This is a genomic window from Aeromonas sp. FDAARGOS 1416 (assembly GCF_019048085.1).
In the GTDB taxonomy this organism is placed as follows: Bacteria; Pseudomonadota; Gammaproteobacteria; order Enterobacterales; family Aeromonadaceae; genus Aeromonas; species Aeromonas veronii.
Map to the genome: position 1 here is coordinate 231,481 of NZ_CP077301.1, position 14,368 is coordinate 245,848.

A 14,368-nucleotide genomic window follows, 5' to 3' on the forward strand; every position below is an offset into this window, starting at 1 on the left:
CCCCTCTGTTTGATGGACGTGTCATGTCTGATTTATCGCAAGAAGTTGCTCCTCTGGCTGATGAGGGGATCTACCCCATTCGCGAGGTCTCCCGTCTCACCGGCGTCAACGCCGTGACCCTGCGCGCCTGGCAGCGCCGCTATGGTCTGGTGCAACCGGCCCGCACCGAAAAGGGCCACCGCCTCTACAGCGAGCAGGATATCCGCCAAATCGGCGAGATCCTGAGCTGGCTGGAGCGGGGAGTGAGTATCGGGCAGGTGAAGGGGCTCCTGAGCGAACCCCATTCCGAGCCGGTGAGCGATCACTGGCAGCAAACCCTGGAGCAGTTCAGTCAGGCGCTGCTTGCCTTCAACCAGCGCAAGGCGGAGTCCGAGCTCAACGACCTGCTGGCGAGCTACCCGTTCGAGCTGGTGCGCAGCCGGGTACTGCAACCGCTGGTGGAGCGGCTGCTGGGGCTGTGGCGTGAACGGCCCGATGGCGAGCTGCTGCAACAGGTGTGGCTGGACTGGCTCCATACCCGCTTCGCCCGCCACCTGATCGAGCAGGAGAAGGGCGTGCCGATCACGCTGGCGAGTTGGGGGCAAGTCGGCCCCCTCGATTTGGTCTGGGCCGCCTACGAGTTGATCGGTCAGGGCTATGAGGTGCAACTGCTGGGGGAGGTGGAGCCCCGCCATGCCAGCCTGCTGGAAGGACGTGCCGTTACCCCCTGGCTGGTATTGCTGGGAGCCGGTCTTGGCAAACAGGATCTGGCCGCCGGGTGGCCCGCAGGCACACGCCTGTTTGGCGAGCTGGGGCGCCTCTACGACGATGAGTGGCTTAAAGCCCATGGCTGGCAGGCGAGCCTTGCCGAGTTGATAGCGGATGCCCCAGATGCTGCTGACACCAGCGGACGCGGGAGGAAAAAATCATGAAACTGGTCTGGTTTCGCAATGATCTGCGCCTCGCCGACAACCCGGCACTGCGGCATGCCTGCGCCGGTGATGAACCGGTCGCCGCGCTCTTTATCATCTCCCCCACCCAGTGGCGGCAGCACAAAATGGCCCCCATCCGTCAGCGCTTTATGTTGGCGCAGGTAGATGAATTGGGCCGCGAGCTGGCGGCCCTTGGCATCCCGCTCCATCTGCTGCGAGTGGAGACTTTTGCCGAGGCGCCCGCTGCGTTGTCAGACCTCTGCCGCGAGCTGGGGGTGACCCAGCTCTACGCCAATCAGGCTATCGAGATCGATGAGCAGCGTCGCGATCACGCCGTCAGCGCCGCGCTGGCAGAGCAGGGGGTGAGTTGTCACTGGCTCAACGGCTGTTGCGTATTGCCGCCGGGGCGGGTGCTGACCGGCTCGGGTGAGATGTTCAAGGTGTTCACCCCCTTCAGCCGCGCCTGGCTCAAGGCCCTCGACGAGGAGGGGTTTGTCATTCATCGCGCTCCTGCACCACGGGGCGAGCCACTGCCGTGGCAGCCGCTGGCTGAGCGGGCGTGGGTTGATGAGGCGCTCGGCGAGCTGACGGCGGATCCCCGCTGGCCAGTGGGGGAGGCAGAAGCTCTGCGTCGTTTGAACATTTTTCTGGAGCAGGCGGTGCTCGACTATGGCGAGACCCGGGATTTTCCTGCCATCGCGGGCACGTCCATGCTTTCCCCCTATTTGGCGGCGGGCATCATCAGTCCCCGTCAGTGTGTGGCGGCGCTCCAGCAGCGGCTCGGCTATCGGCCCCAGTCGAAGGCCCAGCCCGGCTTTGTCTGGCTCAATGAGCTGGTCTGGCGCGAGTTCTATCGCCACCTGCTGGTGCTGATCCCGACCCTCTCCATGAATCGCCCCTTCAAGCCCGAGACGGCGGCCTTGCCGTGGAGCTGGGACCCGGATGCCTTCGCCGCTTGGTGCGAGGGACGAACCGGCTACCCCATCGTCGATGCGGCGATGCGCTGTCTCAACACCACCGGCTGGATGCACAACCGGCTGCGAATGATAGTGGCGAGCTTTCTCACCAAGGATCTCCATATCCACTGGCGGCTCGGGGAGGATTACTTCATGAGTCGGCTCATCGATGGAGATCTGGCGGCCAACAACGGCGGCTGGCAGTGGGCAGCGGGGACCGGCGCCGATGCGGCCCCCTACTTTCGGGTCTTCAACCCCACCACTCAGGGGCAACGATTTGATCCACAAGGGGAGTTTATCCGTACTTGGGTAACTGAACTGGCCGATATTCCCGCCGCTTATGTGCATCAGCCCCACGATTGGCTGCGACTCAAGGGGCGACAGGATTATCCGGCACCCATGGTGGATCACGCCGTTGCCCGGGTGAGAGCCATCGAGATGTTTCGCTCTCTGGAGAAATAGGATGAACGAGCCGCTGGCCCGCTTTATTGGCCTCTATCAGCAACTGGACAAACAGCAGTTGCACCGCTTGCCCGAGGTCTATGCCGAACAGGTGGTCTTTACCGACCCGGCTCACTGCATTGAGGGGCTGGCGGCCCTTGGCGACTATTTTGCCGCCCTCTATCAGCGCCTCGCCTACTGCCGTTTCGTCATCACCAGTCAGCAGCAACAAGGGCCGCAGGCCTGGCTCGGCTGGACTATGACCTTCTCTCACCCCAGATTGCGTGGTGGTGAGCCGGTGACGGTGGAGGGGGCCACCCGCCTCGAATTCGACGAGGCGGGCAAGGTGTGCCAGCACAGGGACTATTTTGACCTGGGCGCCATGCTCTACGAGCAGTTGCCGCTGCTCGGGCCCGTGGTGCGCACCATCAAGATGAGGCTTGGCGCATGAGCGGCCGAGTGCTTATCACCGGCGCGACCTCCGGCATAGGTCTCCAGTTGGCGCTGGATTACCGGCGCGCCGGCTGGCAGGTGTGGGGTTGTGGCCGCGATGGCGAACGGCTGCAGGCGCTGGGGCTGGATGGCGTCACGCCGCTGCAGTTCGATGCCCGTGATCTGGCCGCAATGAGCGGGGTGGCTGCTACGCTGCCATCTCTCGATCTGCTGATCCTCAACGCAGGCAACTGCGAGTACATGGATGTGGCGGAGGGGTTTGACAGCGAGCTGTTTGCCCGGGTGATTGAGACCAATCTGACCGCCACCGGCCATGCGCTGGCCGCCTTCTTGCCGTTGCTAGGGGCGGGATCTCGGCTGGCCATCGTCAGCTCATCGGTGAGCTGGCTGCCGCTGCCACGAGCCGAGGCCTATGGCGCCTCAAAGGCGGCCCTCGACTATCTGGCGGATACCTTGCGCCTCGATTTGGCCAGCAAAGGGATCGGGGTGACCCTGATCCGCCCCGGCTTTGTCCAGACGCCGCTCACCGCCAAAAATGATTTTCCCATGCCCTGTCTGGTGACGGTGGAGCAGGCCTCTCGCGCCATCATGGACGGGCTGACCGCTGGTCGTCACCAGATCCACTTTCCCCGCCGTTTCATCTGGTTGCTGCGCCTGCTTGGTGCGCTGCCGGTGGGGCTCTGGCTGCGCCTTGGCCGCGCACTCGTATCGAAAGGAAGCCATTCATGAAGAAAAAGATCGCCATCGTCGGTTCAGGGATCTCGGGGCTCACCGCCGGTTTTCTGCTCCACAAACGCCATGACATCACCCTGTTCGAGGCGGCGCCGACTCTGGGCGGCCACACTGCGACCGTCGATGTGAATCAGGCTGGCCGCAGCTATGCCATCGACACCGGCTTTATCGTCTTCAACGATCGCACCTACCCCAACTTCTTGAAGTTGCTGGCGCGGATCGGCATGGCGCGGCAACCGGCCGAGATGAGCTTCTCGGTGAAGAGCCCGGAGGGGCTGGAGTATAACGGCCACAACCTCGACACCCTGTTTGCCCAGCGTAGCAATCTGTTGAGCCCCCGTTTCTACGGTTTTGTTGGCGAGATTTTGCGCTTCAACCGGGATGCTCGGGCCTGGCTGGCAGATGGTCAACATCAGGGTGCTGGACCCGAGCTGACGCTGGGAGACTTTCTGCTGGCGGGGGAGTTTAGCGACTACTTCGCCCGCCACTACATCTTGCCGATGGGAGCGGCGATCTGGTCATCGACCCTGGCCGATATGCGCGCCTTTCCCCTTGGCTTCTTCCTGCGCTTTTTTGCCAACCATGGCCTGCTGGATATGGCCAATCGCCCCCAGTGGTACGTGATCCCGGGCGGCTCGCGGGAATATATCGGCCCCCTTACCGCGGGTTGGCAGTCGCAGATCCGCCTCGTCTGTCCGGTGCAGAGCGTACGGCGGGATGCGGATGGCGTGGTGATCCAGAGTAGTTACGGTGAGGAGCGGTTTGACGAGGTGATCTTCGCCTGTCACAGCGATCAGGCGCTGGCGCTGCTGGCGGATCCCGGCGAGCGGGAGCAGGCCATCCTCGGCGACATGCCCTATCAGGCCAACGATGTCTGGCTCCACACCGATGCTAGCTGCCTGCCCACCCGCCGCAAGGCATGGGCCAGCTGGAACTATCAGCTCGATGGCAATGACGAGGCGCGGCCACTGGTGAGCTACAACATGAACATCCTGCAGGGGGTGAACTCGCCGGAGCCCTTCTGCGTCAGCCTCAACCCCAAGGGCAAGGTGGATGAGAGCAAGGTGCTGCGCCGCTTCGTCTACCACCATCCGGTGTTCAATCAGGCCTCCATCGCCGCCCAGCAACGGCGTGCGGAGATCTGCGGCCAGCAGCACACCCATTTCTGTGGCGCCTACTGGTACAACGGCTTCCACGAGGATGGGGTGCGCAGCGCGCTGGATGTCGCCAGGCGCTTCGGAGCCGAGCTATGAACGGCGCCACCGTGGCCACCGAACATGAGCGTACAGACGAACTGGCTGGCGTGACCAGCGCCATCTGGCAGGGCTCGGTGCGCCACCGCCGTTTTGCACCGCGGGCTCACGCCTTCTCCTACAGCCTCTTTATGCTGGGACTGGATCTCGACGAGCTGCCGCAGCTCGATCAGGGGCGCTGGTTCGGTGTGGAGCGCTCGGGACTGCTTTCGTTTCACCGCCATGACTATCTCAAGGGGAGTGAGGGATGCCTCAAGCAGGCGGTGTGGCAGAAGGTGAGCGAGCTGGGTGGCGATGCCGAGCCCGAGGGGCGGGTGCTGCTGCTCGGCAATGTGCGCTGTCTGGGATTCTACTTCAGCCCGGTTAACTTCTACTTCTGCTACCGGCAGGGCGAGGCGCGCTATCTGCTGGCGGAGGTGTCGAACACCCCCTGGAATGAGCGTCACTACTACCTGCTGGATCTGGCGGCGCTGGCGCCCCATGACAAGGATTTTCACGTCTCCCCCTTTATGGGGCTGGCGATGCGTTATCACTGGCGGATCAGGCCGCCCGCACAGGAGACACTGATCCATATCGAGAGTCATCCCGTATCCGGTGAAGCCAAGCTGTTTGACGCAACCCTGGCGCTCACTCGCGAACCCTTGTCGCGCAAGGGGCTGGTGGCCCTGCTGGCCCGCTGGCCCTGGATGACCATGAAGGTGCTGCTCGGGATCTACTGGCAGGCCCTGCGTCTATTTATCAAACGAACCCCGATATTTACCCATCCGGAGAGCCGCTAATGGAACTTGCTCAATCAACCCTCTCTGCCTCTTTCATCGACAAGGGGGCAAGGCAACTGCTGCTCAATCTGCTGGGTCGCCTCGAACATGGCCAGCTGCTGCTGCGGGATGGCGGTGAGCGCCACAGCTTTGGCGTCGCGGGTACCGATCTGCATGCCGAACTGGTGGTGCTGGATCCTGCCTTCTATCGTCGCCTGTTGCTGGGGGGCAGCATTGCCGCCGGAGAAACCTGGGTGGAGGGACTCTGGACCAGCCCGGACCCGGTGGCGCTGGTGCGGCTGCTGGCCCGCAATCTGACCCTGCTCGACTCCCTCGAACGGCGCCTCGGCTGGCTCAGCTTCCCCTTCAACAAGGTGCGCCACTGGCTCAACCGCAATACCCTGACCGGTTCGCGCTCCAACATCGCCGCCCACTACGATCTCGGCAATACCCTCTATCAGGGCTTTCTCGACAGCCATATGCAGTACTCGAGCGCCATCTATCCGAGCGCCGAGGCCACTCTGGAAGAGGGTCAGCAAGCCAAGTTGCGCACCATCTGCGAGCGACTGGAGCTGGGACCTGATGATCATCTGCTGGAGATCGGTACCGGCTGGGGTGGCCTCGCCGTCTATGCCGCCCGCCACTATGGCTGCCGGGTGACCACTACTACCATCTCCCGGGCCCAGCATGACTATGCCAAGGAGTGGATTGCGCGGGAGGGGCTGGGGGATCGCATCACCTTGCTGCTGGAGGATTACCGCAAGCTGGAGGGCACCTATGACAAGCTGGTCTCCATCGAGATGATCGAGGCGGTGGGGCACGCTTTCCTGCCCGACTATTTCCGCCAGCTGTCGCGGCTGCTCAAACCCGGTGGTCGCCTGCTCATCCAGGCCATCACCATCGCCGATCAGCGCCATGCCCAGTATTTGCGCGGAGTCGATTTCATCCAGCGCTACATCTTCCCCGGTGGCTGCCTGCCGAGCGTCTCCCAGATGGCGGGGTTGCTGGCGCGGGAGACCGACATGCAGCTGGTGCGGTTGCACGATCACGGTCATCACTATGCCCGTACCCTGGCTCACTGGTGCGAGCGGTTTCTGGCGCTGGCGCCCGAGCTGCCCAAGCTCGGTTACAGCCAGGATTTCATCCGGCTGTGGCACTTCTACTTTGCCTATTGCGAGGGGGGATTCTGGGAGCGCACCATCAGTCTGGTGCAGCTGGAGGCCGCCAAGCCGGGTCCGGCTGGCTGGTCGGGTGATGTGCCAGTAAGCGGTCACTGACCATGTGGCAGTGGGCTCACCTGCTGGGGTTCAACCTCTACTGGTTGCTGGCGGTGAAGTGGCAGCAGCCGGGCCCGCTGCTGGCAATGTTGCTGCTGCACTTTCTCTTCTCACCCAGCCGCCAGCGTGACTGGCGGCTGCTCCCCATTGCGGTGGCCGGCTGTCTGCTGGATGTGCTGCTCTGGCAGCTCGGCCTGTTCCGGTTCCCGTCCGGTTTTCCCCTCTGGCTGGTGCTGCTCTGGCTCGGTTTTGCCCTGACGCTGGCCCACGGTATGCGCTGGCTGCTGCGCCTGCCTCGCTGGCAGCAGGCACTGTTTGGCGTATTTGGCGGTGCCTCCTCCTATGTGGCAGGGGCCGCCATGGGGGCAGTAAACTTACCCTGGGGCATCTGGATCAGTTCGGCGCTGCTGGCAGTGATCTGGATGTGGTGGTTACCCGTACTCCTGTGGGTAATGGTCAAGCTGGAGGGTGAGTCATGACAAACACCTTTTCGACCGACTCGTTGCTTTTTTCCAAATGGACTAAAGAGAGCCAGCATGAGCTGACTGATCGCTTCTATCTGGTGGTTGCCTGCCAGCGGGATGCGCAGGGGCAGCTGGTGCAGGTGGTGATGCAGGATATCAACACCCTGCAGGAACAGGAGATGGACTGGCATGAACTGGAAGACCCCAACCACTGGCATATGGGGTGGAATTAACCCGCTGCTGCTGGCGTTTGCGCTCTTTGCTGCAACCGCGGTGCAGGCTTCTGCCGCCCCCTGGCAACAGTTGCGCCCGGTCGGGCAGGGGGAGATGAACTGGCTATGGTTCAAGCTCTACGATGCCACCCTCTACAGTGAAAGCGGGCACTATCAGCCCGGTCACTATCCGCAGGCCCTGACCCTCACCTATGCCAGATCCATCGAGCGGGAAGATCTGCTGAGCGCCACTGCCGCCGAGTGGCAGCGACTCGGTCTTGGCTCCGACGCCGAACGTCAGCGCTGGCTCGGCCAGCTCGCTGCACTCTGGCCCGACGTGCAGGCAGGCGACAAGCTTACCTTCTACGTCGACAAGGGCGGGACAGGCCACTTCTGGTGGCAGGAGAAGCCCCTCGGCACCCTGGCCGACCCGCAATTCTCTGCCGCTTTTCTCGCCATCTGGCTGGCTGACAACAGCCGTGATCCCGCCCTGACTCGCCGCCTGCGTGGCCAACCCTGAACATGGAGTTTCCAATGTTTTTCTATCGTGCATACCGCTGGTTGCTGTTGCTCCCCTTTTTGCTGCTGAGCGGCTGTGGTGCCAGTCTCGATGACTATCGGGGGCAGGGGCCAAACTGGGATCTCGCCCGTTTCTTCAACGGCAAACTGGTGGCTCACGGCCTGGTGACCGACCGCAGCGGCGAAGTGACCAGTCGCTTTCGGGTCGAGATGGTGGGTCGTTGGAAGGATGGCAAGGGAGAGCTGTTCGAGCAGTTCTACTTTGACGATGGCCGCCAGCAGACCCGTACCTGGTATCTGAGCAAGGGGGTTGACGGTCACTGGCGAGGTACTGCTTCCGATGTGGTGGGAGAGGCGGTGGGTAAAAGCGAAGGGTTCGCCCTCAACTGGCGTTATCAGCTCGATCTGGCGCTACCGGATGGCGAGGTGGTGCTGGTGAGCTTCGATGACTGGATGTACCTGCTGGACGAAGATCGTCTGATCAATCGTGCCGAGATCAGCAAGTTCGGTATCCATCTGGGTGAAGTGATCCTCTATATCGAACGTCAGCCCTGACCGTTAACGCAAGATAACGGCCAGTAAAAAGCGCGCCGATGGCGCGCTTTTGTTTACCGAAAAACCAGAGTCATCAGATGATGCGGTTCTCTTCCAGCATCTTGCGACGGGCCTCTTCCTTGGCCATCTTCTTCTTGCGGTTGTCGCAGGGTTCCGGGCAATCGCACTCTTTCTCGATGCCGACGCTACCCAGACCGCCACAGGAGCCGGAGATGGTTTTCTTCTGGAAGATATAACCGATAGCCATGGCGGCTATCACCAGCATGAATACCCCGAAGGTGATCAGAAAAATCTGCATCTCTACCTCTTACTTCTTGACCAGATAGGGCTTGAAGGCATCGGAGTAAGCCTCTTCAAAGCCTTTGTCCGTCTTGGTGATCACGAAGATCGCCAGGCCGCGCTCGTTGGCATAGGCCAGGCTTTTCTCGGTCCCCATCACCATAAACACGGTGGCCAACCCGTCTGCGGTCATGCAGGAGGGGTGGATCACGGTGACCGATACCAGACGGTGCTGGATCGGCTTGCCGCTGCGCGGATCTATGGTGTGGGAGAAGCGCTGACCATCCAGTTCATAGTAGTTGCGGTAATCGCCGGAGGTGGCCACCCCGTTGTCACCGGGCACGATCACCTCTTGCACCGTGCCGGTGCCTGCGGTGGGCTTCTCGATGGCGACGCGCCAGGGGTGACCCTTGCCGTTGACGCCATTGATCCGCAGCTCGCCGCCAATCTCCACCAGATAGTTGCGCGCACCCAGTGACTCCAGATACTCGGCTACCTTGTCCACACCAAATCCCTTGGCGATGGCGGAGAGATCGACGTAGAGATCCGGAATGTCTTTTTGCAGGGTATCGGCATCCACCGAGGTGATGACGTGCAGGTTGCCCAGACCGGTCTTCTGGCGAGTCTGGGTGATCAGCTCGTCGGAAGGGACCTTGGTCGGCTTCTTGTCCGGGCCAAAGCCCCACAGATTGACCAAGGGGCCAACGGTGACGTCCAGCGCCCCCTGGCTCTCACGGCCAATGTGAATGGCCTCTGTGACGACCCGTGCGGTATCGCGGGAGACCACTACCGGTTTGTTGTCACGGCTCTGGTTGAAGCGCGACAGTTCGGAATCGGGGCGATAGGTCGACATCTGATCGTTGACCCGCTCCAGCAACACATCCACCTCAGCTTGAAGCTTGGCCGGATCGCTGATGGCGCTGTCCGCCACCTTGATTGAGTAGTAAGTGCCCATGGTGCTACCGGTGATGTGGATCTCCGGTTTGGATTGGACCGTCTCCTGACCGCACCCAGTCAAGAAAAAGGCTAGCCCGAAGGCTAGCCAGGTCTTTACAACACTGTGCATGGATTAACCACCAAAGTCATCCAACAGGATGTTTTCGTCTTCAACGCCCAAGTCTTTGAGCATGTTGATGACGGCAGCGTTCATCACCGGAGGTCCACACATGTAGAACTCGCAATCTTCCGGTGCTTCGTGGTTCTTGAGATAGTTCTCGTAGAGCACGTTGTGGATGAAGCCGGTGTAGCCGTCCCAGTTGTCTTCCGGTTGCGGATCAGACAGCGCGACGTTCCAGGTAAAGTTCTCGTTCTCGGCGGCGAGCATGTCAAAGTCTTCGACATAGAACATTTCGCGCTTGGAACGGGCACCGTACCAGAAGCTCATCTTGCGCTTGGACTTCAGGCGACGCAGCTGGTCGAAGATATGGGAACGCATCGGCGCCATACCTGCACCACCACCGATGAATACCATTTCGGCATCGGTGTCTTTGGCGAAGAACTCACCGAACGGACCGGAGATAGTCACCTTGTCGCCAGCCTTCAGGCTGAAGATGTAGGAGGACATCTGTCCCGGAGGGGCAGTCCAGTTGCTGGGTGGCGGGGTCGCGATACGCACGTTCAGCATGATGATGCCGAACTCTTCCGGATAGTTGGCCATGGAGTAGGCCCGGATGATTGGCTCATCGACCTTGGACTCCAGCTCAAAAATCTTGAAGCGATCCCAGTCCCCGCGATACTCCTCGGGAATATCGAAGTTCTTGTAGTGCACGTGGTGAGCCGGGGCTTCAATCTGGATATAACCACCGGCGCGGAACGGCACGCTCTCGCCATCGGGGATCTGCAGCTTGAGCTCCTTGATGAAGGTGGCCTTGTTATCGTTGGAGATAACAGTACATTCCCACTTCTTCACCCCGAAGATCTCTTCCGGCAGTTCGATATCCATGTCGGAGCGAACGGTAACCTGACAGGCCAGACGCTCGCCATGACGGGCTTCGCCCTTGCTGATGTGATCCAGTTCGGTCGGCAGAATGTCGCCGCCACCGGATTTCACCCGTACCTTGCACTGGCCGCAGGAGCCACCGCCGCCACAGGCGGAGGAGACGAAGATACCGCTGCCAGCCAGCACGCCGAGCAGCTTGCCACCGGCCGGGCTGGTCACAGCCTTGGCCGGGTCACCATTGATGCTGATTGTCACGTCGCCCGCGGTCACCAGCTTGGACTTGGCGAACAGAATGACTGCCACCAGTGCCAGCAGGATCACGGTAAACATGACCACACCCAAAATAATTTCCATCTATCGTTCCTTTCTGATTGCAGGAAAGCCGATTACAGGGAGATACCAGAGAAGGACATGAAGCCCAGCGCCATCAGACCGGCGGTGATGAAGGTGATGCCCAGACCGCGCAGGCCTTCTGGAACATCGGAGTACTTCATCTTCTCGCGGATACCAGCCAGCGCAACGATCGCCAGCATCCAGCCTGCCCCTGAACCCACACCGTAGACCACAGACTCCATGAAGTTGTAGTCACGCTGCACCATGAAGGAGACGCCACCGAAGATGGCGCAGTTCACGGTGATGAGCGGCAGGAAGATACCCAGCGCGTTGTAGAGTGCCGGGAAGTACTTGTCCAGCGCCATCTCCAGGATCTGTACCAGTGCTGCAATCACACCGATGAAGGTGATGAAGCTCAGGAAGCTCAGATCCAGACCGGATACCAGAGCGCCATCTTTAAGCACGTAGTTGTAGATCAGGTTGTTGGCAGGAACCGCGATGGTCTGCACCACAATAACGGCAATACCCAGACCCATGGAGGTCTTTACCTTCTTGGACACCGCCAGGAAGGTACACATCCCCAGGAAGAAGGAGAGTGCCAGGTTTTCGATGAAGATCGATTTAATCAACAGACTCAGATAGTGTTCCATACCTTAATCCTTCGCCTCCACCTGCTTGGGATCCTTGGTGCGCACGCCCCAAATGATCAGACCAATGATGAAGAATGCACTCGGCGGCAGCAGCAGGAGGCCGTTGGGCACATACCAGCCACCGTTGTTCACCAGCGGCAGCAGCTCGATGCCAAACCAGGTGCCGGAGCCCAGCAGTTCACGCACGGTCGCGACACTCAGCAGAATGGCACCATAGCCCAGACCGTTGCCGATACCATCCAGGAAGGAGGGCAGCGGGGCACTCTTCATGGCATACGCTTCGGCGCGGCCCATTACGATACAGTTGGTGATGATCAGACCCACGAAGACCGACAGTTGCTTGGAGATGTCATAGGCGTACGCCTTGAGCACCTGGTCAACCACGATAACCAGTGAGGCGATGATCGCCATCTGCACGATGATCCGGACGCTGTTCGGGATCTGGTTGCGGATCAGGGAGATGAACAGGTTTGAGAAGGCGGTGACCGCCATGACCGCGAGGGTCATTACAAACGCAGTTTTCATCTGGCTGGTAACCGCCAGTGCAGAACAGACACCCAGCACCTGCAAGGCGATGGGGTTGTTGCCCAGCACAGGCGTCAACAGCAACTTCTTCATTTCGCTCTTGTCAGCCATTGTTGATTTCTCCTGCACGAACCTTGGCCAGGAAAGGACCGAAGCCCTTGGGACCCATCCAGAAGTCGAAGGTATGCTGTACGCCGTTACCGGTCAGAGTGGCACCGGAGAGACCATCGATCTCGTGCTCGGAGCCCGCCGGAGCATGGCCCTTGATGACGCGCAGCGCCGGCATGCCATTCTGGTCGAACAGTTTCTTGTCCTTGAACAGCGCCTGCCAGGCCGGGTTTTCGATCTCGCCACCCAGACCCGGGGTTTCACCGTGGTCATAGTAGGTGATGCCCTTGATGGTCTGGCCATCAGCGGCAACGGCGACGAAGGCATACATGGTCGACCACAGACCCTGACCGTAGATGGGCAGGATGATGCTGTCGATCTTGCCTTCGGCATCCTTGGCGAAGAATACCGGGATCTGCTTGGAGATCTGACGCAGGCTGGCCTTGTCGTCAGCGGCAGCAAGACGGATGCTGCGGGCCGGATCTTTGGCTGCCTGCTTGGTGTCGAAGTTGTCGGCATCGCCGTCAACAAAGTCACCGGTCGCCAGATCCACCAGACGCGCTTCGATCTTCTCGCCGTACAGTTTGGCCAGGTCGCGCTTGGCCACTTCGCTTACATCCACACCGGCTACGGCGAGAATGTTGCTCTGCTTGTCCAGCGCCTTGTTTTCCTGCTGGGTAGAACGCAGGCCCACAGCGGCAACGGATACTACGATGGAACAGGCCAGACAGAGGCCGGTGACCACGCTGACGGTGCCGAGGGTTGAATCTTTATTAAACGCCACGAGCAATCCTCCGCTTGATGTTTGCCTGAGCGACGAAGTGGTCAAACAGGGGAGCAAACAGGTTCGCAAACAGAATGGCCAGCATCATGCCTTCCGGGAACGCAGGGTTGACCACGCGAACCAGCACGACCATTACGCCGATCAGGGCGCCATACCACCACTTGCCTTTGTTGGTAAAGGCTGCGGAGACAGGGTCGGTCGCCATGAAGGCCATACCGAAGGCGAAGCCACCCAGTACCAGATGCCAGTGCCACGGCATGTTGAACATGGGGTTGGTATCGGAACCGATGACGTTGAATAGCAGGGAGGTGGCGATCATACCGATCATCACGCCGGCGATGATGCGCCAGGAGGCGATGCGCATGTAGACGATCATGGCGGCACCCAGCAGGATCATCAGGGTAGAGACTTCACCGATGGAACCCGGCAGGTTACCCAGGAAAGCGTCCATCCAGCTGATAGCCTGGCCGGTTGCACCGTTGATCAGCGCCATCTGGCCGCCTTGGGCCCACTGGCTCAGGGCAGTCGCGCCGGAGAAGCCGTCAACGGCAACCCACACTGCGTCACCGGAGATCTGGCCCGGGTAGGCGAAGAACAGGAACGCACGACCAGCCAGCGCCGGGTTCAGGAAGTTCTTGCCGGTACCACCGAACACCTCTTTGGCCATCACCACACCGAAGGTGATACCCAGCGCAGCTTGCCACAGGGGCAGCTCGGGCGGCACGATCAGGGCAAACAGAATTGAGGTTACGAAGAAGCCTTCGTTGATCTCGTGTTTGCGCACCATGGCGAACAGCACTTCCCAGAAACCACCGACAAAGAAGACGGTGATGTAGATCGGGAAGAAGTGGGTGGCGCCGATCAGCATCTTGCTGCCGATACCGGCTACAGCCGGATCGAGGGAGGCGCCCAGCATGGTAGCCAGGGCATATTGCCAGCTGCTGGCACCAGCAGCCGAGCCCATGTGGGCAATGGCGGCAATCGCTTGGTTACCAACGTTGTACATGCCCCAGAACATGGCCGGGAACACTGCCAGCCACACCATGATCATCATGCGCTTCAGATCGAGCGCATCACGAACGTGGGAGGCGTTGCGGGTAACGCTACCCGGGGTATAGAACAGGGTGTACGCCGCTTCGAACAGGGCATAGTACTTGGCGTACTTTCCACCCGGTTCGAAGTGGTGTTCCATATTTTCAAGAAGTTGCTTGAAACTCAT

18 protein-coding genes are annotated in these 14,368 nt (G+C 60.7%); 11 read left to right on the plus strand and 7 right to left on the minus strand.

Annotated features, from left to right (window positions below; translation table 11 throughout):
• Positions 1 to 23 precede the first annotated feature (23 nt).
• Genes I6L46_RS01110 through I6L46_RS01160 form a run of 11 tightly spaced genes read left to right on the plus strand, consistent with a single transcriptional unit; the run spans position 24 to position 8,531 of the window.
• Entirely contained in the window at positions 24 to 911 is an 888-nt protein-coding gene (locus tag I6L46_RS01110) for a MerR family transcriptional regulator (RefSeq protein ID WP_216977170.1), read from the plus strand.
• Positions 908 to 2,329, plus strand: a complete 1,422-nt coding sequence (gene phrB / locus I6L46_RS01115) for a deoxyribodipyrimidine photo-lyase (protein ID WP_216977172.1) — start codon at positions 908 to 910, stop codon at positions 2,327 to 2,329. The genes I6L46_RS01110 and phrB overlap by 4 nt, the downstream gene beginning before the upstream one ends.
• A gap of 1 nt (position 2,330) precedes the next feature.
• Positions 2,331 to 2,759 carry a nuclear transport factor 2 family protein gene (locus I6L46_RS01120; RefSeq protein ID WP_040096496.1) on the plus strand — a complete coding sequence of 143 codons (429 nt, stop codon included), beginning with the start codon at positions 2,331 to 2,333 and terminating at the stop codon, positions 2,757 to 2,759.
• Positions 2,756 to 3,490, plus strand: coding sequence for an SDR family NAD(P)-dependent oxidoreductase (locus I6L46_RS01125; RefSeq protein WP_042054415.1), 735 nt, complete (start codon positions 2,756 to 2,758; stop codon positions 3,488 to 3,490). The genes I6L46_RS01120 and I6L46_RS01125 overlap by 4 nt, the downstream gene beginning before the upstream one ends.
• Complete coding sequence (locus I6L46_RS01130) at positions 3,487 to 4,746, plus strand: NAD(P)/FAD-dependent oxidoreductase (RefSeq protein ID WP_216977174.1); 1,260 nt, start codon at positions 3,487 to 3,489, stop codon at positions 4,744 to 4,746. Before I6L46_RS01125 ends, I6L46_RS01130 begins: the two co-directional genes overlap by 4 nt.
• On the plus strand, positions 4,743 to 5,525 hold the full coding sequence (locus I6L46_RS01135; RefSeq protein ID WP_042054419.1) for a DUF1365 domain-containing protein: 783 nt from the start codon (positions 4,743 to 4,745) through the stop codon (positions 5,523 to 5,525). Before I6L46_RS01130 ends, I6L46_RS01135 begins: the two co-directional genes overlap by 4 nt.
• Entirely contained in the window at positions 5,525 to 6,781 is a 1,257-nt protein-coding gene (locus I6L46_RS01140) for a cyclopropane-fatty-acyl-phospholipid synthase family protein (protein ID WP_042054420.1), read from the plus strand. Before I6L46_RS01135 ends, I6L46_RS01140 begins: the two co-directional genes overlap by 1 nt.
• Before the next feature lie 2 nt (positions 6,782 to 6,783).
• A complete protein-coding gene (locus I6L46_RS01145; RefSeq protein ID WP_101530809.1) occupies positions 6,784 to 7,260 on the plus strand; it encodes a DUF2878 domain-containing protein in 477 nt (158 codons plus the stop codon).
• Positions 7,257 to 7,478, plus strand: coding sequence for a TIGR02450 family Trp-rich protein (locus I6L46_RS01150; protein ID WP_005338671.1), 222 nt, complete (start codon positions 7,257 to 7,259; stop codon positions 7,476 to 7,478). Before I6L46_RS01145 ends, I6L46_RS01150 begins: the two co-directional genes overlap by 4 nt.
• Positions 7,435 to 7,977 (plus strand): chalcone isomerase family protein, encoded by a 543-nt coding sequence (locus I6L46_RS01155; RefSeq protein WP_216977176.1) that lies wholly within the window; start codon positions 7,435 to 7,437, stop codon positions 7,975 to 7,977. Before I6L46_RS01150 ends, I6L46_RS01155 begins: the two co-directional genes overlap by 44 nt.
• Positions 7,978 to 7,991: 14 nt before the next feature.
• Positions 7,992 to 8,531: a DUF3833 domain-containing protein gene (locus I6L46_RS01160; RefSeq protein WP_216977178.1), complete on the plus strand. Its 540-nt coding sequence runs from the start codon at positions 7,992 to 7,994 to the stop codon at positions 8,529 to 8,531.
• A gap of 73 nt (positions 8,532 to 8,604) precedes the next feature.
• Here I6L46_RS01160 and nqrM read toward each other — a convergent pair whose 3' ends face one another.
• From nqrM to I6L46_RS01195, 7 genes are read right to left on the minus strand one after another with little or no spacing between them, the layout of a single operon-like run.
• Positions 8,605 to 8,829 carry a (Na+)-NQR maturation NqrM gene (gene nqrM / locus I6L46_RS01165; RefSeq protein WP_005338668.1) on the minus strand — a complete coding sequence of 75 codons (225 nt, stop codon included), beginning with the start codon at positions 8,827 to 8,829 and terminating at the stop codon, positions 8,605 to 8,607.
• A gap of 9 nt (positions 8,830 to 8,838) precedes the next feature.
• Entirely contained in the window at positions 8,839 to 9,876 is a 1,038-nt protein-coding gene (locus I6L46_RS01170; RefSeq protein WP_216977179.1) for an FAD:protein FMN transferase, read from the minus strand.
• A gap of 3 nt (positions 9,877 to 9,879) precedes the next feature.
• Complete coding sequence (gene nqrF, locus I6L46_RS01175; protein ID WP_005338656.1) at positions 9,880 to 11,103, minus strand: NADH:ubiquinone reductase (Na(+)-transporting) subunit F; 1,224 nt, start codon at positions 11,101 to 11,103, stop codon at positions 9,880 to 9,882.
• Positions 11,104 to 11,135: 32 nt separating this feature from the next.
• On the minus strand, positions 11,136 to 11,732 hold the full coding sequence (gene nqrE / locus I6L46_RS01180) for an NADH:ubiquinone reductase (Na(+)-transporting) subunit E (protein ID WP_005338645.1): 597 nt from the start codon (positions 11,730 to 11,732) through the stop codon (positions 11,136 to 11,138).
• 3 nt (positions 11,733 to 11,735) lie between these two features.
• Positions 11,736 to 12,368, minus strand: a complete 633-nt coding sequence (locus I6L46_RS01185; RefSeq protein WP_005338644.1) for an NADH:ubiquinone reductase (Na(+)-transporting) subunit D — start codon at positions 12,366 to 12,368, stop codon at positions 11,736 to 11,738.
• A complete protein-coding gene (locus I6L46_RS01190) occupies positions 12,361 to 13,149 on the minus strand; it encodes a Na(+)-translocating NADH-quinone reductase subunit C (RefSeq protein WP_005338643.1) in 789 nt (262 codons plus the stop codon). The genes I6L46_RS01185 and I6L46_RS01190 overlap by 8 nt, the downstream gene beginning before the upstream one ends.
• Complete coding sequence (locus I6L46_RS01195) at positions 13,139 to 14,368, minus strand: NADH:ubiquinone reductase (Na(+)-transporting) subunit B (protein ID WP_005338642.1); 1,230 nt, start codon at positions 14,366 to 14,368, stop codon at positions 13,139 to 13,141. Before I6L46_RS01195 ends, I6L46_RS01190 begins: the two co-directional genes overlap by 11 nt.